Consider the following 21,865-nt stretch of genomic DNA (forward strand, 5'->3'; position numbering starts at 1 on the left):
ATCGAAATCAAATATCGTATTACAATAGCTTAGTTCTGCAAGTCAGAACTTTAAATAAATCGGGAGGAAAGAATGACGATTCAACACCGAAATTTCATCAACGGCGGATTTGTCGATACAAAGGCGCAGGGTATTATTCCTGTGCTTAATCCCGCGACTGGTGCGGTCTTGTCTGAAATTCCAGAAACGTCACCTGAAGCGGTTGCTGATGCTATCGCGGCGGCAAAAACAGCTCAAAAAGGCTGGGAAGCAAAAGCGCCAATCGAACGTGCGGGTTACCTACGTCAAATCTCAGCGAAGATTCGTCAAAACGTGCCTGCACTCGCCAAAACTATTGTGGCAGAACAAGGCAAAACCATGGGTCTAGCTGAAGTCGAAGTGAACTTCACTGCCGATTATATCGACTACATGGCGGAATGGGCGCGTCGTCTCGAAGGTGAGATCGTAACGTCTGACAACCCGAACGAAAGCATCTTCCTATTCCGCCAAGCCATTGGCGTTGTAGGTGGCATCTTACCTTGGAACTTCCCGTTTTTCTTGATCGCTCGCAAACTTGCGCCTGCGCTTTTGACTGGCAACACCATCGTTCTGAAGCCCTCAGAAGAAACGCCAAACAACGCAGCGATGTTTATGGATCTGCTTGCAGAAACGGACATGCCCAAAGGTGTTGTTAACATGGTTTATGGCCGTGGTGCTGTCGCAGGTGCTGCGCTCTGCGAAAATCCCGATGTGGGCCTTCTCAGCTTCACCGGTTCGGTGGAAACAGGTTCTCGGATCATGGGCGCCGCGGCAAAAAACATCACAAAGGTAAACTTGGAACTGGGCGGCAAGGCTCCAGCCATTGTGCTGAAAGACGCCGATCTGGATCTGGCGGCAGAAGCGATTGTCGCTTCTCGCGTCATCAACTCGGGTCAGGTCTGCAATTGCGCCGAGCGCGTTTATGTGGAAGCCAGCGTCGAAGACGAATTGGTCGCGAAACTGTCGCAGAAAATGTCTGAACAAAAGTTCGGCAACCCTGCTGAAGACTTCAGCGTGGCTTATGGGCCAATGATCAACAAAGCCGGTCTAGATAAAGTTGCAGGTATGGTTGATCGCGCAAAAGCGGTCGGCGCTTCAGTTGTGACAGGTGGTGAAGTGGCTGATCTGGGGCAAGGCAACTACTTCCAGCCAACGATTCTAACAGGTTGCGCTCAAGACAGCGAGATCATGCAGAAAGAGGTCTTTGGCCCTGTGCTCCCGGTCAACGCAGTCAAAGACATCGACGAAGCCATCACCCGTGCCAATGACAGCGAATTTGGCCTGACCTCATCGATTTACACCCGCGACATCAATTCTGCGATGCAAGCTTGCCGCGAGCTGAAATTCGGTGAGACTTATATCAACCGCAACAATTTCGAAGCCATGCAAGGCTACCACGCGGGTGTCCGTAAGTCAGGCATCGGTGGAGCTGACGGGAAACATGGGCTCTATGAATTTACCCAAACACACATGGTCTACATACAAAGCTGATCTCACCTGTAATGAATTGGCTTTCACTAGGCCGGGCTTTCTTTAAAGCCCGGTCCCTTTCCTTCAACAATTCGGAATAATCCACATGAATGCTGAGAACTTCATTCACACCCAGACGCAACCCAGCTTTATTTTGTTTGGTGCTCCAGAAGTGCCCCGTACAATCAAGGATGACAGTGCAAATCTGATCTCTGGTAAGGCAGAACAAGGCGTTTGGCTTTACAGTAATGATACACAAAGTGGATCCAAATTTGGCATCTGGGAATGCAATGCCGGCCGTTTCCGAGCAACGATGGATGGCATCACCGAGTTTTGCCACATCCTAGAAGGTGAAGCAGAGGTCACGAACTTAGCAGATCGCTCCACGCGTATCATTCGAGCTGGGGATTCTTTTGTGATGGAAGCGGGTCTACGTACCGAATGGTACGTTCCAGTTTACATCAAAAAGTGCTTTGCGATCAGCGATATTCGTCCATAAGTTGGCGATTTAGATCGTTAACTTGGATTGCGTCAATTGTAGTTGCCTGATCTACGGCGCAAGTGTTCCAATGGTCTACGTTTGCTGGACGCAAGTCTGAAGGCCGGAGGTGCAAATTTCCTGCATGCTTGAATCTGCCGCTGCGCGGCGTCCGTAAAGCGAACAGAATATGTTCTTTAGGTTGTCCTCCCTGTGTCAACCTACCCGGCCCTTATTATGCGCTGCACTCTAAAAGCGGACGTACATACAAAGCGCAGCTTTGGTTAAAATGAGTTCGAAATCCGATTTTTCCGCTGCTTTGTGATCCTCCCGCATCTAAGTGCTCCACCGCTATGTATAGGAAACGGAAGACCAAGAATGTCACAGAAGCGACCACAACCGGAAGAGATTATCTTAACGTTGCAGTAGGTTGAAGGTCTAATGGGGCCGGGCATGTCCCGTATCTGGATGCGATCAGGCACATCCGTGTCATTGAACAAACCTATTACCGCTGTAAGAAAAAGTATGGTGGCATGGCTGCGGATCGGTTGATCCTTGCGGCGGCAGCCAAGGAAAATTTCTAAGCTCTGCACGTCGTCGAGCTTGATTAATCTAGCGCGATCGAAGCTGAAGAGTTCAAAATGCCGTGCAGACCGTGCTGTAAAATGCTGGCTGGCAAGCCAATGACAAACGCGTCGAACGGCTTTGGCAACGTGAGGGGCTTAATGAAACAACCCAAGAAAGAGCAGTTCTGGCTAAACGCCGGATCCTGTGTCCGACTGCGCTCCGAGCCCCGCAATCACGTCCGATTGTATGATTACGTTGCATTGTCATACGGATGATAGGAAAGCACTCCGAACGCACAATATTATCGATGAATATAGTCGAGAATGTTTGACGATCCGTGTGAACGGAAAACGCCCACACAATGCGTTGGGCTATCACCCACCAACTACGGAAACCATAATCCCGATGGATCGAAGGCCTATCATGAAACAACAATCAAATTGGGCCACTTAGATGGGGCTGATCAATCCGCTGGATGGGATGCCCGGCATGGTGGAAAATCGCGCTTTCAGTGCTTTGCTCAGGTGGGTCACAGACTTCGTATTCAACAATGGCACGCGGTTTGGCCGTATCAGCTGGATTGAAAGTCTCAACGACTGTCATGATATTCCCCAAATAGATTTCAGGAAACTCAACATCCTGAGGGGCTGTAAAGTCGCCCAAAAGGCCGGATTCTCTCCGTTTTCATCAAACTCTTTGTAGAGGTCAAAGCTGCGGTCCTGAAGGAGCGTTGCCACATAGGTTTTTTCTTCATTTCGGAAGAGGGTTCCCAATAATTTCCACGTACTGAGGATTGTGCTCTGATGCTCTCTATCTTGACGGTAGCGGCGTTTGGCGTACGACCTTCAGACGGAGCGAAAAGCAATGCTTGCTCGGTAGTGATCGACGACTCGCCTGAAATATCAATCTGTGCTTATGCTTCGCCATCAACACTAGATGGTACGTCCTTTGAAAAGGTTGGTGACGCAGTTGATAGCGGAATGATTTTGGCCAGCACCAGCCCTGAATGTTGGTAACATGACTCGTCCTGTTCCTTGTCCCAAAGTGTCGTTATTTACGTTCGGGTACCGAGACAATTTGGATCACGGAACAATAGCCAAAATTCCAAAGATGCCATAAATGTTATCATTAAAACAATATCTTAACCCATAAAATTCGTGAGAAAGTTCCCAATGCGCTCAGTATACGCACCTGTATGTAGCAAACAATCGTGTGCTTCCGCGATCGACCCAATGAATGCCTTCATAGCTGTCCAGATATTTCAAACATTTTCCAAGCCTCACCCACATGATCGGGATTGAACGAGTGGCCACCTGAAAATAGGCAAAAGCCAAGAATTCTCCCAGCTGCGTTACGACTATTTTTGCAACGTAGATCGGCAACTTCAAACGGTGCCGTTGGTGCGTAACTTCCATAGTTACTATACCAATCGATCACAGTTGCGACATTGCCCTGGTGCGTGTCCAGCACTGGTCGACCCTCCAGAGGAACGGTTTTGTCACTCTCGCCATGAATATGAACAATGCTTGCTGGCGGCGTGTCACATGCTAGGGGTTCGGGCCTCCAAAAGGTTCCAGCAATGGGCGCAAATGCAGCAAACATATCGCTTCGATAACATGCCAAGTTCCAAACCATCATTGCGCCCGCGGAAAAGCCAGACATCATTAGACGGTTCTCATCGATAAGAAACTTCTCCGTGGCATCTCTGATAACCGTATCAAAGTAAGCCAACTCGTCTACGCCTTCTTGAGTGACTGCCGAAGGCGCGCCGGGTATTGACCAGTCCTTCGCCGCTGACTTTGTAGCGATGATCGCGACTCCGAGTTCATCGGCAAGTTCAATCATCCTACGGTTTCTCAATATGCCACTTGCCGATCCCCCGAAACCATGCGCGAACACAATCGCACCAATCCTCTCGTCAACAGCATGGTCTACAGGCATTCGTACTCGATAGTGCCGATCTCCGATGTGACAGTCGGTATCAGTTCCGCACGCAACAACCGGGGAAGATGCCACGAATTGACTTACCGTGGCGATTGCAAGGAGAGCTCGCATTCTCTTGTCCTTTATGTTTGTCACAGCCAAGGCTTTGTGCTGTTACAATTGATCCGTGATGACAACGAACTTCACTCGTCGCCATCACTGGTGGGCGTCTATTCCACTGGTACGATGTCAAATACGAAAAACACTGCCTCACCGCCTTCGTTGACGATCCAGTGGTCGACTTCTCGTCCCTCAAGTACAGCAGTACCTGCTGGGACAAGTACCTTTGTGCCATCAGCGCGATACTCATTAATCCCATCACCACGAACAACAAAATATGCACCGGGACGGGTCGAGTGGTCATGTGCGGCTACAATGCCGCCCGGCTCGACGGTTACTGTGCGAATTCGCACTTGAAACCCTTCCATCGCTGGGATTTGGGCCCCAAGCTCCAATGCATTTCTATCACTCACGGAAACGCCTTTGTGTTCCGTTGGGCGTTCGCCATCATGAGCGAAAGCAAGTGTCGAGGAAAGCAGGAGTGCGAGAACAGCTTTTGTGATCGTTTTGTACATGAGAAGTTCCTAGAAGTTAGTGTTTATGGTTAGCTGTATTTTGATAATAAAATTATGTAAGTTTATTATCTATATTGCGTCTAGTCACACGTAATCAAGTTTACTTGAACGAGACGAGCACTATTGTGCACGCGCCTAGACTGACGTTGCGATAGACAAAATGCAGAAACAGAAGGGAAATAAGCCAATGGATCATCAGTTTCCAAAAACGGTGACAAGACAGGAACTACTGTTTGAGGATTCTGACGCGAAGTTCCGCAAACTTCTGTATGAAATCACAGCTTTGGCTGATCGGGTCGAAACCATGCGTGCGACATTCGCAAGGCACTTCGGAATCACACGGCCGCAGTACAACATTCTTTTTTATATAGCTCAACATCAGCGAGACGTTGGTTTGACAACTGGTCAGGTTGCGACGGCACTTCGTGTGTCCAGTCCACATGTTGTCCAAGAGGTGAATCAACTCGTGCGAGTCAACTTGATAGAGAAGAGTCCAAACCCCGATGATGGTCGCAGCGTTCTCTTACGGGTATCGGAGCGAGGATTCGTCATGATCGATGATTTGGCACCTACCTTACGTGACGTGAACGATCGGTTATTTCAATCGCTTTCAAAGTCTGAATTCGACCAGCTATGCACGTTGGTTGCCACGATCCTAGAAGATGCTGAGGGTGTAATCTCAAAACTTCCGGTTGACTAAACCAAGGCCTCTTGGAAGATCCTCATCCGGTGGCCCGGTTTAATCGTCAATGTATTGTCGGCCAGATCAGCGTCTTTCGAAACGATGAGCGGCGTGGCGAAAGTGCGGTGTTGTAGAGACCCCAAAACCACTAGGCAATGACCGCTAAGCCCGCTCAGCAAAACTATGTTGCGAGCACGTGCCGTGAAAAATCAAAGTCACAGTTTTGGCACTTTGGACTTGTCACGATTAAGTTCCGATCCGCGTGCGCATTTAAGCTGCCTTTCTTTCGAAAGCCAATCGGCTTTTGTACTCCAGAAATTTCCTTTGTCTGACATTGAAAATTGGGGGCCATGTTGGCGCAGGATTTTCTGGTATAGCGCAGTGGCCATCAGGCTTGGGCTGGGTCAGCAGGATACGTGTCGCAGCACGGGTCTTGCATTACTCCGTGCTGCTACTTTAACGAGATCAGGTCTTTGATATCGCCACTTCTTGCAAAGCTTGCTCCAGCTCTGGCTCGTCCCAAAACCCAATCAGAATACCCTTGGTAAATTCAGGCCCCTTTGCTGTGATGAACGCATCACTCTGTGTGATCCGCATTTTGCTGCCAACCGCCCAATCCCGTATCTTAGCATCCATGCTTGCCCGGATCTGTTCGTACCCATTCCGCTGCCCCAGATCGATCAGCTCATCCGGATCTTCTTTGAGGTCAAACAACATGGGGGGGAGGTCTTGCGTGTGGATGTATTTCCAGCGCCCATCAAAGGCCATGACCATTTTACACTCTTGTGGTGTGCGACCCAAAGCTGCTCGTGTTGCCGACCGGCTGTAATCGGCCTCTGCAAAAACACACTCACGCCAAGGCGTCTTTTGTCCGCGCAGCAAAGGTAGTAAGGAGCGACCTTCCAAAATATTCTCCCGCAGCTCGCCCCCCATGTATTCGATAATTGTTGGTACCAGATCGATGGCTTCACTTAGATGATCGTCTACGGTTCCACGAGTTTCATTTGCCTCTGGCGAGGGGTCTACCACAATCAATGGAACTTTGACGGAGGGATCGTGGAAGTACTGTTTCTCCCCCATCCAGTGATCCCCCAGATAATCGCCGTGATCAGAGGTAAAGATGATCATTGTGTCTTCGGCACGTCCGCTCTCATCCAGCCATTTGGTCAAACGCCCGATGTGATCGTCGATCTGCGTGATCAGCCCCATATAGGTGGCAATCATCTTCTCACGCGCGCCCGGTCGTTTATATATCGTCGAGTATCTAACGCTGCGTTTGGTTTTATAAACCGGGTGTTCGTGACCTTGCTCCTCATCGGATCGCACCACTGGGATTACATCTTGAGGCCCATACATATTATGGTAGGGCGCCGGCGCAACAATAGGCCAATGGGGTTTGATATAGCTAAGGTGCAGACACCAGGACGTGTCACCTGCCTGTTCAATAAACGACATGGCCCTGTTTGTAGAATAGGCCGTTTCACTGTGTTCTTCGGGGATCCGGGCAGGACGATCCGCATATTGATTCAACCAGCCGTTTTTGATGGATCCGTCATGATCAACAACAGATGCGGCCCACTCTTCCCAAGGGTTTTCCCCCTCGAACCCCTTCGAACGCAGGTACTCATTATAGTGGCTCGGTTTCTTTCCTTTGCTTGGGTGCAGCCCATCCAGCCGATCCCAAACTTCGAATCCGGCCTCAGCAATATGCTCGCCTTTTTCGCTTTTGGGATCGATCCCAAGACGCACCATCCCTTCAATGTCAGCGCGAGCATGGGTTTTACCGCATAAGACCGCTTTTGCACCAAAACTGTTCAGATGATCGCCAAGCGTCCATTCTCCCACCCGGAGCGGGACGTTATTATAGTCAGATCCATGACTTCTTGGATAGCGACCCGTATAGGTGCTCATCCGGCTAGGTCCACAGATCGGAGATTGTACATAAGACCGGCTAAAGCGCACGCCACGCTTGGCCAGGGCATCAATATTCGGTGTGCGGATGGTTGGGTGGCCAGCGCAGCCCAAATAGTCAAACCGCAATTGATCACACATAATGAACAACACATTTTTTGTCATTAGGCTGTCTCTTTCGTTAGACGTTTGTCGTTCTGAGATTAGGGATAGTTTTTGCTCCCAACTGGATCATGTTATTTTCCAAGTCGCCGCGTAACACCTCATAGGCATGATCCCCCCCTACTGCGCCCAATGCGCCAATCGCATAAAGAAAACCGCGCCCTGCAAAGCAGAAATCCGCTCCCAGCGAGAGGGCACGCGCAATATCAAGGCCTCCACGAATACCACTGTCAAACAAGACTGGCACACGTTTTGCCACAATTTCAGCAATCTTGGGCAGCACCGTAATAGCCGCAGGAGCACCATCAAACTGACGGCCACCATGGTTGGATACCCACACAGCATCCGCGCCATGTTCAATAGCATCTTCGGCATCAACACTGTGCATAATACCCTTAATCACAAGGGTTCCCGCCCACTTTTCTCGGATACGGTCAAAATACTCCCAGTCCGGGCGACCATCCACGATGTTACCAATCAGTTTGGCCCCTTCGCGCATCTGATCCTGCGGAAAATACGTTTCGATGGTTTTGAAACGCGGCTGCCCATACCGCGCGGTTGCCAAGGCCCAATGCGGACGTTTTACCACCCGCCACAAAGTTATGAGATCCATTTTAGGCGGCACCGTCAATCCCGCAGCAAGTTGGCGTTCACGTCGGCTGCCCACCGGAACATCAACCGTAATGATCAGTGTTTTCACCCCTGCCGCTTTGCTGCGCGCAATAAGATCGTCCAAGACCTCTGGCTCTTTTGGGCAATAGATCTGCATCCACAGATGATCAGGGGCCAATGCTGCCGTTGCCTCGATGGATTCATTCGCAACCATGCTTAAACCATAGGGCATATTCTTGGTATGTGCTGTCTTTGCCAAAGCCAGCTCCGCACCGGGCCACATAAGGCCCGACATGCCAACCGGAGCAGCGCCAAACGGCACAGAATAGGTCTGCCCAAAAAGTGTGGTGCTCAGGTCAGGTGTGAAACGCCCTCCCAAAGCGCGGGGCAATAACTCGACTTCATCCAGCGCGACACGGTTGCGGTCAACCAACCGTTCCATGCCGGTGCCACTGTCCAGATACTCCCAGGCAAAATATGGGATGCGCCGCTTTGCCCGCTCTGCCATGTGCCAGATTGAAGGAAGTTGATTTTGATAATCCATCGTCACGCAGGTCCAACCGGTACGCGATTTGGCGTAATATCATCTGGTCTCTGGGCCAAAAACTCTTCCAACTCGGCACGACGCGCCGCATAAGACGGGTCTTCAAAAACGTTGATCATTTCATCAGGATCGTTCACCAGATCATACATCTCACCCTCTCCTGTCTCCATATTCATCGATAGCTTATCGGTTTTGGTCCGCACGACACGCATCGACAGGGCAATACCGGCACGGTTCGCCAAGAGTTCCCATTCGCTCATTGCGTAATCTCGGGTGGCGCTTTTCCCTTCCAGAAAAGGGCGTAGGCTTTCCCCATGCTGGCACAGCTGTGGGGCAACCCCGGCAAGATCAAACAAGGTTGGGCCAACATCAATGTTTGAAACAGGTTCATCCACCACCTGCCCCTCTGGCACGCCCGGACCCTTTACCAGCAATGGAATACGAAGCAGCCCGTCGTAGAACATCGGCCCCTTTAGAACGAGCCCATGATCGCCCAGCCAATCGCCGTGGTCAGCGGAATAGATGATATAGGTGTTCTCATCCAATCCAAGCTCGCGCAAGGTGTTCATAATCCGGCCAACCTGATCATCAATAAATGAGATCTGCCCATAGGTATTGGCAATAATTTCACGAAGCTGATCATCGGTTTGAGGTTCAATGCGCGAATATTCCTGACGGATGCGCACAGACTCCGGGTCTCCCTGCGGTGTGTTCTCAACCACAGCTTTATGCCAACTGGGGCGCTTTTCAAAATCGCGCGATCGGTTTTTGGGCAAATCAACCTCTTTTGGATCATGCAGACGCGACCAGGGCTCAGGACAGTCAAAAGGATGGTGCGGATCGGGAAAGCTGATCCAGGTCACAAAAGGCTTGTCCTGATCCCGCTTGAATTTGATCCATTCAAGAGCACGATCCGCGGTCCAGGGCGTATTGTGATAAATAAGGGGCAATTGGCTGTGCCAGGTCTGTGCTGCGCCTTTCGTATCCCCGCCATTTTGCTTATAAAGCGCGTTCAGCTCATCTCCGCGCCCAGAACCATAATAAAACCGTTCAAAATGCAATCCTTTTGGCGGTTTTTGCGGTGTGAAATAATTGTGCCCGTGGATCATCATTTCCACATGGTTGAAGCCCATATATGGGCCATACCAATCCTCACCAAATGCATGTGAGGAAATGACCGCTTCGGGGCGGCCTGTTTCAACGCGGGCATCATACGAGGAAAAATGTCCCTTACCGAAATAAGCTGTGTCGTATCCCGCATCCCTCAGCGTGCCCGCGAACCCTTTTTCGCCGGTCTCATAATCCAGATCAATCCCATTATCATGCACCCCGTTGGTGCGACAGAGTTGACCAGTCAATATTGAGGCGCGTGATGGCTGACACACTGGTGACGGACAGATTGCAGAGGTAAACCGTGTCCCCTCCTTTGCCATCTGATCCAGGTTTGGCGTTTTCACGTTGCGCCCTTCGACGCCCAAACAGTCGCCACGGTGTTGATCTGCAGTGATAAATATAAAATTAGGACGGCTCAAAGCGTGTCTCCGAAATTAATGTGCGATCAGAACAGGCAATTGCGCGTTCTTCAGAATGTAGTGGGTGTTGCAACCAAAGATACGTTCACGAAATGGACTGTGTTCATAAGCCCCCATGACCAGCAGCCCCGCCGAGACATCCTCACAATGCTGCAATATGTCCTGTGCGGTCTTTTGCTTGGATTGCGGCTTCTTCACGCGCGCCACATCAATGCCATGTCGGGTCAGCGCGGTTTTTATATCAATACCTTCAAGCGCATCTCGCAAAGTGCCATCAGAGACGCTGACAACAGACACTTTTTGCTTTGTTTCCAAAAGCTGCATTGCATCCATCACTGCGCGTGCGGCAGCACGACGCCCATCCCACGCCACAACCGCCGTTTCGCGGATCTGCCCGGGGTGATGTCCACGTGGCACAACCAACACCGGCCGACCACTTTTCAGCGCAATCGCTTCGGGATGCAATTCAAGGTGCTCTTGCCCGTGAATAGCGTCATAACGCCCCACCACTGTCAGATCATACATCCGAGCATAAGAGGCCACGGTCGCATCCGCATTCCCAAACAAGGAAATCCAATGCACTTGATCGGCGGCAATATCATTACCCGCAAAGGCAATGAATTGATCATGAACCGTTTCTTCCATCTCTTTGACTTTCGCCGTGATGGTTTCACGCACATTCTCTGGCACCCAGCTGTTTGCACTAAGCTGTTCACGCTGGCCGGAATGCACAAGAATACCAGTCACATGGCAATTGTATTTCTTGTGCATCAGGACCGCAGCGCTCACGGCCGCTTCACTGCTTTGTGTACCGTTAAAAGCCACGAGGATATTTTTAATCGCCATTTCAGCCTCCTAAGACACTTCAGATGACAAAGCGGCCTCGTCCTTTTTGCCGCACATGAAGAACACGATGACAACAACCGACAACACAAGAAACACTATGGATATCGGACTGCGGAACAGAAAGAACGGATCGCCACCAGATACGGCAAAGGCCTGTCTCAATGCGGTTTCCAGATTACTGGCCAGAATAAAGGCGATCACAAAGGGCAGGATCGGAACGCGCAGCTTACGCATGAAAAAACCCAGCAGCCCAAAGCCCAGCAAAAAGAAGATCGCATCAAAGCTTGTTTCCTGCACATAAACCGCCGTGATGGTCAGCAAGAACACCATAGGCATCAGAACCTGCTTTGGCACTTTGGACATCACGCCAACCCAGCGCATAAACTGCCCGCCAATGGTCCAATTCAGAATGTTCGCGCACATCATCGTGGTGAACAAACCAAAAGCGATCACCAGTTCCGGGTTTACTTCTGATGTGGTGAACCGAAAAACACTGGGACCAGGGTTGAAGCCCCCGATGGATTCCGCCGCCAGGATCAGAAAAACAGCCGAAACATTGCCCGGTATGCCCAAGGACAAGACCGGGATCAGATTCGCACCCGAGACAGAGCTATTGGCAGCCTCTGTTGCCGCCACGCCCTCCGGTGTGCCATCGCCAAATTTCACCGGACCTTTGTGCATTTTCTGCCCCGTCGCATAGCCCAGAGTCGCAGCAAGGGTTGATCCAATCCCTGGCAATGCGCCAATCAATGTCCCGACAGCCGCTGAAACACTGATATAGGGCAGCAGCGCCTTACGCTCTGACCAGCTTAACGAATTGTCGTCTGATTGCGGGATCTGGTTTTGCACTCGCGCTGCCCTGCGATCACGCCAGGTTTCCTCAAACGACGTGATGACTTCGCCCATGATTAAGACTCCAAGGACAGCGGTGATCAGTGGGAAACCGTTCGCCAAAAACTCGGTGCCCATGGTCATACGCGGATACAGGTCTTCACCCGTGCCAACAGAGGCCAGTAAAATGCCAAAAAACGCCGCCATCAGTCCCTTCATCGGAGACGCGCCCACCACCGCGGCCACAAAGCTGAGTGAGAGGACGATCAGCGCCGCCTTTTCCGCAAATCCAAGATAGGATTCCACGATAATGGCCAGAAAGGGCGCAGTGGTGAACAGCACCAGATCTGAAAACGTATCCCCCGACACCGAAGCGAAGTGTGCGGTACGTAACGCCTTGCCCGCGTTTCCGCGCTTTGTCATTGGATACCCATCAAGCGTTGTCATCAACGCATCCGGCGTTCCCGGTGTATTAAACAAGATCGCCGGCACTGCGCCGCCCACTGTCGCGCCCTTCATAACTCCGACCAGGAAGCCCATAACGGGCAATAAGGCATCCGGCGTGAAGCCAAAGAACGAAATTAGAATTGGCAGTGAAACGGCCATCACAAACGGACCGCCCAAACCCGGCGTTGCGCCAATCACAATTCCCAATAAAAACCCAAACACCACCATCACTAAGGTGATCGGCACACCAATGCCAAACAGGGAGAAAGCCTCTGGCCCTAGAAAAACTGCGAGAACACCGGCCCAAACGTACTCAAAAACACCCATTACCAATCTCCGTTCGGCGGTAACAGCACTGAATCCAAGGGCAGATCAAAGATCGCGACCAAAATCGCAACCGTGATCAGTGCAAGAATAGCACGTGATGCGCGTATCTGACCTTCGATCAAAGCGCTCAGACCAAAAACCAGCGCAAAGCCCCCCAGTACAAAGCCAATCAGTTTATAAGGATAAGTGGCGCGCATCTGGCGATAGGTGATATCTTCGCTGCCTGATACGACAAATAGCTCCACAGCAAGCGGGCCCGCCCAGAACATCACTGCCAAAGACAACGCAACAACAAGGGTCAGCTGGATCAGAAATGCCATTGCGGCGCTGTCAACCGGCGCAGATTCGGTATCGTATAAATCTTTACGCAAGGCTGTCATCACCAGATGAATGGCTGCGCATATCCCCATGAGCGTTCCGGCTACAATCGGTACAAAGGCGTCTCCCATCGATATCTGGCGCCGAAAGACCTCGATCATTGCGGTTTCGGTGTCCCGTGGGAGCCAAAACAAGACGCAAACCAATGCAAAGATCAAACAAAGTGCTGCGAAGACCAGATCTGGTTTGCGTGCAAGCATACGTTACCCCTCCCCCCAAAGAGCACCGAGCCTAAAGGGGCTAGATGCTATGTCTTGACTGGATTTTATTCCACCGCTGCCAACAGCTCGAACGCGCTGGCCTGTGCGGTTTCCATGAAGGTATCAAAATCAGCACCAGCAATGGCCTGAGGCCCCGCAAAAGCTTTGCTGATAAACTCGTTCAACTTGCTGGATGGATCATTCACGATGTCAACGATCGCAGCGGTAATCGCCTCTTCGGCCTCTGAAGGTATACCCGCAGGCGAGAAAACGCCAAATTTTGTTCCAAACGTCAGATCGATGCCATATTCTGTCAGCATTGGTGCATCGGGAGAAACTGCCAAAGGCTCTGCTTCAGCAGACACCAGATTGATCAGATCACCAGCCTGCACACCTTTGGTCTGAGGCCCCGCAGCCCAGGCGATGTCCAGATCATCTGCAACCACACCGTTCAAGCCGCCCTTCCCGCCCTGAACCATAACGATTTTAAAATCGACACCATTCTTTAGACCGATGTAATACAAAGCGTCAGCAAGCTTCGCGCTCATGGCGCCGGCCGCAATCGTCTGACCACCCTTGGCCGCTTCAATCACATCCGAAAGCGTCCTCCAGCCGCGATCGGTTTTTGAAATAAGGCCTGTTTGCGATCCCGTAATGGTGGTTAGATTTTCAAAATCCTCCAGCGCAAAACCAGGATTTTTGGCCGCGAGAATACCATAAGCTAGACTATCGGTCGTGGTCATACCAATGGTAAGACCGTCTGCGGGCTCATCTTTCAGCTTCGCCGCCATGGCAGCACCACCACGACCTGCAACATTTTCAGGTATGATTTCCCACCCATGACGTGCAGTTAATTCTTCGGCCAGCAACCGCGCCGACGTATCAACGCCACCACCTGCACGAAATGCAATCATAAGCTTAATTGGTCCACTGGGCTGCCATTCAGCCAAAGCTGAAGTGGTCGTACTCACCATAAGAGTCGCACCGACAAGCGCTGCTTTCAGAGTTCCAAGTTTCATGTTTCCTCCTCCTGAAACATTATCAATTTTGAAAATTCGCAGAATTTGATCCGTATTCTTTGTCTTTTAGAACAAACGCATATGACCCTTTTCGATGTTACGTTCTCACTACGCCCCTTAAACCTCGCCTACGCTGTGAATTAACTGATGGTGCATACTTTAACGATAAAGTAATGTATATTTGCAGCTTTAACAACATTAATGTTGCATACGCATGATTAATGGAGCAAATAAATGGTATTTCAATCGATCGAACTAGAAAAACGGCTAGAGCGCGTACGTATTCTAGAAAACAACGTCACCTATCAATTTTCTATGATTGCCAAGCTGATGGACATGGACGCGCTCGCCAAACTTGAAGGCACCGGCCTCAATCTGACCTCTTACCGGTTACTGAAAACCGTTGAGACCTTTGAAACCATGTCGATTGCAGATCTCAGCAGACATATGGTGACAGACAGCGCGCAAATCAGCAGAACCGCGACGGAACTTGGCAAACGTGATCTCGTTGAATTTCAGGTTGATCCCACAAACAAACGTCGAAAGCTTGTGGTTCTGGCCCCGGCAGGCATTGAACTGATGGCAAAACTCGCCCCTGTTTTTAAAGCCCGCCGTGCCGCTGTCGAAGACCTGCTTGGTGAAGCTGCTATTCGCGACCTTCACACACATTTCACCAAACTTGCCGCTCATTTCCTAAACACGCCCTAGGCGTCTTCCTTCAGAATCGCTGAAAAGGCATGAGCAACAACATCAATATTCTCACGGGTCAGCCCGGCAACATTGATGCGCCCGTCACCCGCCATGTAGACGCCAAATTCGGTTTTCAGCCGCGCCACAGCATCTGGTCCAAAACCGGTGTAGGAAAACATGCCTTTCTGAGCGGTCAAAAACGACGTATCTGCTGTAATACCCAATGCATCCACCCTGCTTTTTAGAGCATGGCGCATAGAGGCAATGCGATCCCGCATCTCTCTCAGTTCCTGCTCCCAATCCAGCTTTTGGTCAGCATTTTCAAAAACCGTGCTTACAATGCGTGCACCATGGCTGGGTGGCATAGAATAGTTTGACCGCACCACCGTCTCGATCCCGCCATGGGCCTTTTGCAAATCGTCCTGATCCGCGGCAATTACCGTCAACGCTCCGGTGCGTTCACGATAAATGCCAAAGTTTTTCGAGAACGAAGACGCGATCAACATTTCAGGCACCAGACCAGCCATATGGCGCAAACCCGCGACATCCGCTGTCATGCTTTCACCCAACCCCTGATAGGCGCAATCAAGAAACGGAAGAAGCTGTAGATCAAGAACCAGGTCTGCCAGAATCTGCCATTGTTCAAAGCTTGGATCCACACCGGTTGGATTGTGGCAGCAAGCATGCAAAAGAATAGCATCCCCCGGTTTGGCATTGGATTTCAGATGAGACACCATGCCTTCAAAATCCAACCCGCGATCAGAGGCACGAAAATAGGGATATTCAGAAATAGAGAGCCCCGCATCCTGCGCGACCGGAATATGGTTTGCCCAGGTGGGTGAGCTGACCCAAAGCGTCTTACCAGCCTCCAACATGTTCAGGTAATCACATGCCACTTTCAACGCTCCAGATCCACCCGGCGTCTGAACGCTGGTCACCCGGGCTGCGGCGACCTGTTGTGAATCCGCCCCCAAAAGCAGGGCCGGCACCAGCGCGCGATAATCTGCAGCCCCAGAAATGCCCACATATGTCTTAGTAGTTTCAGTCTTGTACAATTGCTTTTCTGCGGCCTTGACCGCCCGCATCACGGGAATATTTCCTTCCGCATCCTTATAAACGCCCACAACCAGATCAACTTTGTTGTCCCGTGGGTCCGCCTGGTAGGCTTGCATCAGGGCAAGTAACTGATCGATGCCACGGCTTTGCGTCGTTTCAAACATTAATTCCTCCTAGAAACGACCGCAGTCGACTTTCATTTTGTCCCCAGTGATAGCTGACGACAGATCAGACGCATAATAAAGCGCTGCTCGTCCAACTTCTTCTGGCGCAACCCAGCGCTTCAACGCAGCAACATCCGTGTAATTCTCGCGTTCGATCTGTTCGGCGGACCGCCCTTCCTGCTCAGAGCGGCGCTGCAGAATGCGATCCATGTTTTCACCAGAGACGGCACCGGGCATCAACGCGTTCACACGCACATTCACCGGCCCCAGCTCACGCGCCATGGTTTCCGTGATGCCGATCAGCGCAAACTTGGAAGCCACATAGGCAGACCGCATTGGATAACCTTGTATACCCATAAGCGACGACATGTTGATGATCGAACCAGAATTCTGCGCAGACATGATTTTCGCTGCTTCTTGCAGGCAATACATCGCACCAACCAGATTGATATTCATACACTCAACCCAAGCGCTCATATCCACGTCGGCGACCGGAGCAATCGGACCAGGGCCGCCCGCGTTGTTGAGCAAAATATCGATCTTACGTCCAAATTTGAGCGCCTCTTTGAACATTGCCCGTACCTGTGCCTGATCCGAGACGTCACAAGCAATTGCATGGCCACCGATTTCTGCTGCAACCCGTTGCAAGGGCGCCAATCGTCTCCCAGTCACGATCACCATTGCGCCAGCATCTGCAAACACCTTGGCCGTTGCTTCACCAATGCCACTGCCCCCCCCTGTGACCACAGCCACTTTTCCATCCAGACGGCAGGTATCAATCGAAATCAGGCTCATAGCATGTCCTCATCAAAGTCACGCCCCGGATCAAACAGAGGCAGTTCGGGCTCTCGCCCAAGAATAAAATCGCCCATCAACTGGCCGATATAAGGCCCAATGGTGTATCCGCCGCGCACGCAGCCCAAAACAAAGGCATCATCAAAGCCCGGCAAAGCTCCGGCGAGCGGATAGAAATCAGGAACATTGGCTTCAAACCCTGTCCAGCTGCGCAAGATCCGCGCCTTGGACAATCCAGGCATAGCAAATTGGGCCAGCGCGATATTGGGCATCACAGAAGACGCCATCACCTGCCCTCGTCCCTCTTGCGGCCTGCCCCGCCCTTGCCAGCCGCCGCCAACCAAAACAGTGCCGTTTGCCTTTTGCTTCATGGTCAGCAGACCCGTCGCGTGGCCTATCACGCTTGAGATCAACGCAGGCATGCGCTCTGTGACCGAAACCGTATTAATGCGGGCATCGACCGGCAGATGAACATCCAACAGGGCCGCCGCAGTCTTGATCCACGCACCGGCAGCCAAAAGCAAACGTTTTGCGTAAATCACACCTCGGCTGGTGGTCAGTTGATAGGAGGCACCCCGATCAATCGCCAGAATCTGACAACGCTCTTGATACTCAATAGCCTCATCGCACAATCGACCACGAAAATACTGACCCGTCAGCGAGGAATTCGCATACCCATCTTCCGCACAATAGCTTGCCGCCACCACCTTTTGTGCCAGATTGGGTTCTACATTACGCAACCGTTTGGTGGACACAAATTCAATCGGAGCACCCGCCTTTGCTTTCAGCGTTTGACGTTCAGTCAGCAACTCAGCTTCGCGTTCTGTAAACGCCAGCGTGAAACCACCTGTTTTCTTAAATCCAACAGCCGCTCCCATGCGCGCCCAAGCATGGTGCCCCTTCAAGGCATAAGGCATAAGTTTGACACGCTTGATCTGCAGCGACAAAGTGCCGGCATTCACACCCGATGCGCCCTGACCAATGTCGCTTTGCTCCAGAACAATCGGGCGCATGCCACCGGCAGCCATCTCCAGCGCAGCAGCACAGCCCATGATGCCTCCACCGACAACGGCAATATCATAAACAATCGTCATAGCGGCGCCGGTTTTGGAATAGGAAGATCATCATATTCGAAATCACCTGCCAAAGCCGCCACAGGGATCGGGCGCAAGGGCGGGCGGGCGGTTGGAGGAGGCACGTCGGATACCTCTCCCCCCTTGGCCTGCGCGATTAGCTGAGAAATCGTGCCTTGGCAAAATTTGCCACCACAAGGGCCCATGCCCGCCCGCAAGCCTGACTTCACAGACAGCGTGCTCTGTGCCCCGGCATTGATCTCCGCCACAATATCGCTTCGGGTCAAGCTTTCGCAGCGACACACCACAGTATCCGCACACATCAAAGTCTGTAGCCCCTTACGCGGCACGCTTAGGGCGGTCATCGCCATACCAAAACGCGCGGCACGCTGATAGGCCTGTTGCAACAGATGATTTTCACCGGGTGCCACACCACGCACATATGCCGAGGCTGTCTCACCGGTTAGCTTGCCATGAATTTCTGCTGCAGCCGCACCGCGGATACCTGCTCCATCTCCGCACAGAAACAGGCCTTCTCTCTCGGTTTCGCCAGAGGCGTCCACCTCAGGGCACCAGCCACCAAGGTCTGCACGATACCGCAGTTCAAGACCCGCTAATTGCGCCGCCTCAGCCGCTGGAGTTAATCCATTCCCAAGGCAAAGACTGTCTGCGCCGAGGAATTCTGGTTCCCCGTCAGGAGCCCAGTCCCGCGTCAGACGACGTATCGTGACACCGCTCACGTCTGTCTCTCCATCAATTTCAGCAACCGCATGGCGCCAATAAATCGGGACACCGGCAAGATACAGATCCGCGACCCAGAGGGCTCCGCGCACCAGAAGATCCGGACGTCGGACCATCGCAGGGAAGGCACGCAGCCATTCTCTTTTAGAATTTGGAGTAACAACGGCCGCGACCTCACCGCCCAGCCTGCGAATTTCGCTCGCCACAAAGAACACTAAGGGGCCAGTACCGCTGACCACCGTACGCTGCCCTGGAAGAGCCAGATCCTGCTTGAACATCGCAGTCGCCCCTGCAAGGCCAATCACACCGGGCGTTGTCCAGCCCGGAACCGGCTGCACATATTCGCGCGCGCCTGTTGCAAGGATCAGTGCTTTTGCCACAAGCGTCACAACCTTGCCTTCTTTCAAAACATAGATTTCCCAACCACTGGCGGCAGATTCAATCTGCCACACCCGGCTCTGCGCAAACGTCAGGACCGTGCTGCAGGCTACCTCTTGCCGCAGGGCGTCACCGGATCGGCTTTCCGGCGTTGTCGGAGCCTCTAAAACAACAGGGTTCTTTGCCCGCCAAACCTGACCACCGGGTTTGCGCTGTTCATCCACCATCGCAACACGACATCCGGCCCACGCTGCCGTCAGCGCCGCATTCGCCCCTGCAGGCCCCGCACCGATCACAACGATGTCAAATATCTGGCTCATTGACTCTGCGCGCCCCGTTTTAACGAGGTCACGGTCAAGTCGGCACTGACAAGCAAACGACAGCTTTCAACAGGACGCCCCCCCACCTGCACCAGACATTCCTGACACAGGCCCATGCAGCAAAAGGCCCCGCGCGCACCGCCATCTTCGGGCGCATGCCTGAGCAGGCGATGCCCTCCTCGCTGCAACGCAGTTGCCACGGTTTCACCGACAAAACCCGATATAGCTTCATCATCAAAAGTGAAGGTCACGGACCGCGCCCGCTGAACGCGCGCTGCATGGTTGGGGACAAGCCGGATCATCTGTAACGAATGCCAAGCTGATCAAAAGCGCGTTTGATCTTATCAATATCGGCTTGTGTCGCAGGCAAAACCGGATCCCGCGGAACACCTGCAGGCTGGCCGATCAAATTCAACGCCGCTTTAAACGACGCAGGCCATGTGCCGGTGCCCATCAACAGTTCATACAGAACTGTCAGCTGGTAATGGGCTTTGCGATATGTCTCATCCGGCACACCTGCCCCAACCTGTGCCATTTCAGATGGCATGAGATCCGTAAACTCTGGACCGGTCGCAATAAAACCTGCAGCACCCAAACCGAATGCAGGCATGATATAGTGACAGGGGCCTGTCATGATGGACATTTTATCGCCCAGACGTTGAAGCAAATGCGTGTGATAAAAGAAATCACGCTGGCTTTCTTTAATGCCAATCACATTATGTGTATTCAGCAGGCGTTCGGTCTGATCCACGGTGAGGGAAAACCCCATGCGACGGGGTGAATTATATAGCACGAGCGGCTTATCTGTTGCCGCCGAAACCTTGTCAAAACGCGCCATCAGCTCAGCCTCAGAGGCCTTTAAAACATAGGTCTGCGGCATCGAAAGCAACACATCCGCACCGTTATCCTCTGCCGCCCGCACATAGCCCAAAGAGGCCTCAATCGTTGGTGCAGAAATACCCATCATAATGGGCACGCGGCCTTTTGCAGTATCTTTCGCCAAACGCACCAAACGGCCGCGCTCTTGCGCAGACAAAGCCCAGCTTTCACCATTATCGCCTGCAATACAGACGCAGGTTGCCCCCCGGCTGAGAAGAAATTCAAACAAGTCGACAAAAGCGTCTTCCATAATTTCACCTTTTTCATTGAAAGGTGTCGCAATTGCCGGCACGTAACCGCGCAAATTATCTTTGGTCATCATGATGATAGATCCTCGTCAGTCAGGTATTCTACAGGTGAACACCGCGCCAAACTGGGCATCGGTGATATAGAGCAATGAATCATCGTCTGGATGAAACGCCACCGAAGTGGTCCACAGTCCTTCGGGCAAACGCACATCAGCAATCGGATCCCCAAGCGCATCAAACACATACGCGCGCCCCGCTTGTGCCTGCGCTACCGCAATCTGGCCCTGCGCATTTGTCGCCAGCCCATCCGGCCCCAAACCACCAGACAGTTGTAGAAATGTGCCAAGCATTGGCAAACCGGTCTCAGGTAAAGCCGTGGACAACCTCAGAACCTGATTAGAGCGCGTGGCTGCCACATAAAGCCATGTGCCATCCGGAGAAAGGCATATGCCATTGGAATACGGTACAGAATTTGCCACCAAACGCAGCGCCCCCTCAGCGGTGCGGCAATACACGCGCCCCACTGGGTCGCTCAATGAACTACGTCCACTGTCGGTAAACCACAGTCGACCATCCGTTCCGTAGATCATATCTGACAGCCCCAAAAAGGGCATATTCGCATGCCCCGTGGACAGAACCTGAAAGCTGTCACGCCCGGTTAGTTCAATAAGCCCATGGCGATAATCAACGGCAATACGACTTCCATCCGGCGCAATCCGCATCGAATGCGGCTCACCATCGATGTGATGCATGACCTGCCACGCACCCTTGCGATCAATACGAAACACTCGCCCATAAGGCACGTCCGACAGCCACAGATTGCAATCCTCATCAAAAAAGGCCCCTTCCAGAAATGAGTGCATCGGCTGTCCTGGACGCGTCATCTTGGCCCAGGCTGAAGGCTCTCCTTTATGTCTCAGCTCATCTGGCAACTGGGTG

General features: G+C 52.1%; 21 protein-coding genes and 1 pseudogene. 5 read left to right on the plus strand and 17 right to left on the minus strand.

Annotated features, from left to right (window positions below; translation table 11 throughout):
- The first annotated feature begins 72 nt into the window (after positions 1–72).
- From aldA to BLP79_RS08680, 3 genes and pseudogenes are all read left to right on the plus strand, one after another.
- The gene (aldA, locus tag BLP79_RS08670) at positions 73–1,509 is read left to right on the plus strand and encodes an aldehyde dehydrogenase (protein ID WP_090218146.1); all 1,437 of its coding nucleotides are present in this window, start codon (positions 73–75) and stop codon (positions 1,507–1,509) included.
- Between the two features lie 85 nt (positions 1,510–1,594).
- Positions 1,595–1,987, plus strand: coding sequence for a cupin domain-containing protein (locus BLP79_RS08675; RefSeq protein WP_090218148.1), 393 nt, complete (start codon positions 1,595–1,597; stop codon positions 1,985–1,987).
- A 408-nt stretch (positions 1,988–2,395) separates the two neighbouring features.
- Positions 2,396–2,875, plus strand: a pseudogene (locus BLP79_RS08680) (IS3 family transposase); the annotation flags it as partial.
- A 93-nt stretch (positions 2,876–2,968) separates the two neighbouring features.
- On the opposite strand, the gene BLP79_RS19670 reads toward BLP79_RS08680, so the two are convergent.
- From BLP79_RS19670 to BLP79_RS08700, 3 genes are all read right to left on the minus strand, one after another.
- Positions 2,969–3,136: a hypothetical protein gene (locus BLP79_RS19670; RefSeq protein ID WP_157843978.1), complete on the minus strand. Its 168-nt coding sequence runs from the start codon at positions 3,134–3,136 to the stop codon at positions 2,969–2,971.
- A gap of 639 nt (positions 3,137–3,775) precedes the next feature.
- Positions 3,776–4,378: a CE1 family esterase gene (locus BLP79_RS08695; RefSeq protein ID WP_408607941.1), complete on the minus strand. Its 603-nt coding sequence runs from the start codon at positions 4,376–4,378 to the stop codon at positions 3,776–3,778.
- 308 nt (positions 4,379–4,686) lie between these two features.
- Positions 4,687–5,091, minus strand: coding sequence for a cupin domain-containing protein (locus BLP79_RS08700; protein WP_090218155.1), 405 nt, complete (start codon positions 5,089–5,091; stop codon positions 4,687–4,689).
- Between the two features lie 187 nt (positions 5,092–5,278).
- On the opposite strand from BLP79_RS08700, the gene BLP79_RS08705 reads away from it, so the two are divergent.
- Positions 5,279–5,791, plus strand: a complete 513-nt coding sequence (locus BLP79_RS08705; protein WP_157843979.1) for a MarR family winged helix-turn-helix transcriptional regulator — start codon at positions 5,279–5,281, stop codon at positions 5,789–5,791.
- Between the two features lie 447 nt (positions 5,792–6,238).
- Here BLP79_RS08705 and BLP79_RS08710 read toward each other — a convergent pair whose 3' ends face one another.
- The 7 genes from BLP79_RS08710 to BLP79_RS08740 form a co-directional block, all read right to left on the minus strand.
- Entirely contained in the window at positions 6,239–7,849 is a 1,611-nt protein-coding gene (locus BLP79_RS08710) for an alkaline phosphatase family protein (RefSeq protein WP_090218158.1), read from the minus strand.
- Between the two features lie 16 nt (positions 7,850–7,865).
- Positions 7,866–9,002: an alpha-hydroxy acid oxidase gene (locus BLP79_RS08715; RefSeq protein WP_090218159.1), complete on the minus strand. Its 1,137-nt coding sequence runs from the start codon at positions 9,000–9,002 to the stop codon at positions 7,866–7,868.
- Positions 9,003–9,004: 2 nt separating this feature from the next.
- On the minus strand, positions 9,005–10,534 hold the full coding sequence (locus tag BLP79_RS08720) for a sulfatase-like hydrolase/transferase (RefSeq protein WP_090218161.1): 1,530 nt from the start codon (positions 10,532–10,534) through the stop codon (positions 9,005–9,007).
- Positions 10,535–10,549: 15 nt separating this feature from the next.
- Entirely contained in the window at positions 10,550–11,380 is an 831-nt protein-coding gene (locus BLP79_RS08725) for a universal stress protein (RefSeq protein ID WP_090218163.1), read from the minus strand.
- Between the two features lie 9 nt (positions 11,381–11,389).
- Positions 11,390–12,985 (minus strand): tripartite tricarboxylate transporter permease, encoded by a 1,596-nt coding sequence (locus BLP79_RS08730; RefSeq protein WP_090218165.1) that lies wholly within the window; start codon positions 12,983–12,985, stop codon positions 11,390–11,392.
- Positions 12,985–13,563: a hypothetical protein gene (locus BLP79_RS08735; protein ID WP_090218167.1), complete on the minus strand. Its 579-nt coding sequence runs from the start codon at positions 13,561–13,563 to the stop codon at positions 12,985–12,987. Before BLP79_RS08735 ends, BLP79_RS08730 begins: the two co-directional genes overlap by 1 nt.
- Before the next feature lie 65 nt (positions 13,564–13,628).
- Positions 13,629–14,582, minus strand: coding sequence for a tripartite tricarboxylate transporter substrate-binding protein (locus tag BLP79_RS08740; RefSeq protein WP_090218169.1), 954 nt, complete (start codon positions 14,580–14,582; stop codon positions 13,629–13,631).
- A 234-nt stretch (positions 14,583–14,816) separates the two neighbouring features.
- On the opposite strand from BLP79_RS08740, the gene BLP79_RS08745 reads away from it, so the two are divergent.
- Positions 14,817–15,290 carry a MarR family winged helix-turn-helix transcriptional regulator gene (locus tag BLP79_RS08745; RefSeq protein ID WP_090218171.1) on the plus strand — a complete coding sequence of 158 codons (474 nt, stop codon included), beginning with the start codon at positions 14,817–14,819 and terminating at the stop codon, positions 15,288–15,290.
- Here the strand turns inward: BLP79_RS08745 and BLP79_RS08750 are convergent.
- Genes BLP79_RS08750 through BLP79_RS08780 form a run of 7 tightly spaced genes read right to left on the minus strand, consistent with a single transcriptional unit; the run spans position 15,287 to position 21,789 of the window.
- Positions 15,287–16,492, minus strand: coding sequence for an amino acid aminotransferase (locus BLP79_RS08750; RefSeq protein WP_090218172.1), 1,206 nt, complete (start codon positions 16,490–16,492; stop codon positions 15,287–15,289). The genes BLP79_RS08745 and BLP79_RS08750 overlap by 4 nt on opposite strands.
- A gap of 9 nt (positions 16,493–16,501) precedes the next feature.
- A complete protein-coding gene (locus BLP79_RS08755) occupies positions 16,502–17,287 on the minus strand; it encodes an SDR family NAD(P)-dependent oxidoreductase (protein ID WP_090218174.1) in 786 nt (261 codons plus the stop codon).
- Entirely contained in the window at positions 17,284–18,381 is a 1,098-nt protein-coding gene (locus BLP79_RS08760) for an NAD(P)/FAD-dependent oxidoreductase (protein WP_090218175.1), read from the minus strand. The genes BLP79_RS08755 and BLP79_RS08760 overlap by 4 nt, the downstream gene beginning before the upstream one ends.
- Positions 18,378–19,799: an NAD(P)/FAD-dependent oxidoreductase gene (locus BLP79_RS08765; protein ID WP_090218177.1), complete on the minus strand. Its 1,422-nt coding sequence runs from the start codon at positions 19,797–19,799 to the stop codon at positions 18,378–18,380. The genes BLP79_RS08760 and BLP79_RS08765 overlap by 4 nt, the downstream gene beginning before the upstream one ends.
- Entirely contained in the window at positions 19,796–20,050 is a 255-nt protein-coding gene (locus BLP79_RS08770; protein ID WP_198511993.1) for a (2Fe-2S)-binding protein, read from the minus strand. Before BLP79_RS08770 ends, BLP79_RS08765 begins: the two co-directional genes overlap by 4 nt.
- Before the next feature lie 47 nt (positions 20,051–20,097).
- Positions 20,098–21,000 (minus strand): dihydrodipicolinate synthase family protein, encoded by a 903-nt coding sequence (locus tag BLP79_RS08775; protein ID WP_198511994.1) that lies wholly within the window; start codon positions 20,998–21,000, stop codon positions 20,098–20,100.
- 15 nt (positions 21,001–21,015) lie between these two features.
- Positions 21,016–21,789: an SMP-30/gluconolactonase/LRE family protein gene (locus tag BLP79_RS08780; RefSeq protein ID WP_198511995.1), complete on the minus strand. Its 774-nt coding sequence runs from the start codon at positions 21,787–21,789 to the stop codon at positions 21,016–21,018.
- Positions 21,790–21,865: the final 76 nt, after the last annotated feature.

Source organism: Epibacterium ulvae, from assembly GCF_900102795.1.
GTDB classification, from domain to species: Bacteria; Pseudomonadota; Alphaproteobacteria; order Rhodobacterales; family Rhodobacteraceae; genus Epibacterium; species Epibacterium ulvae.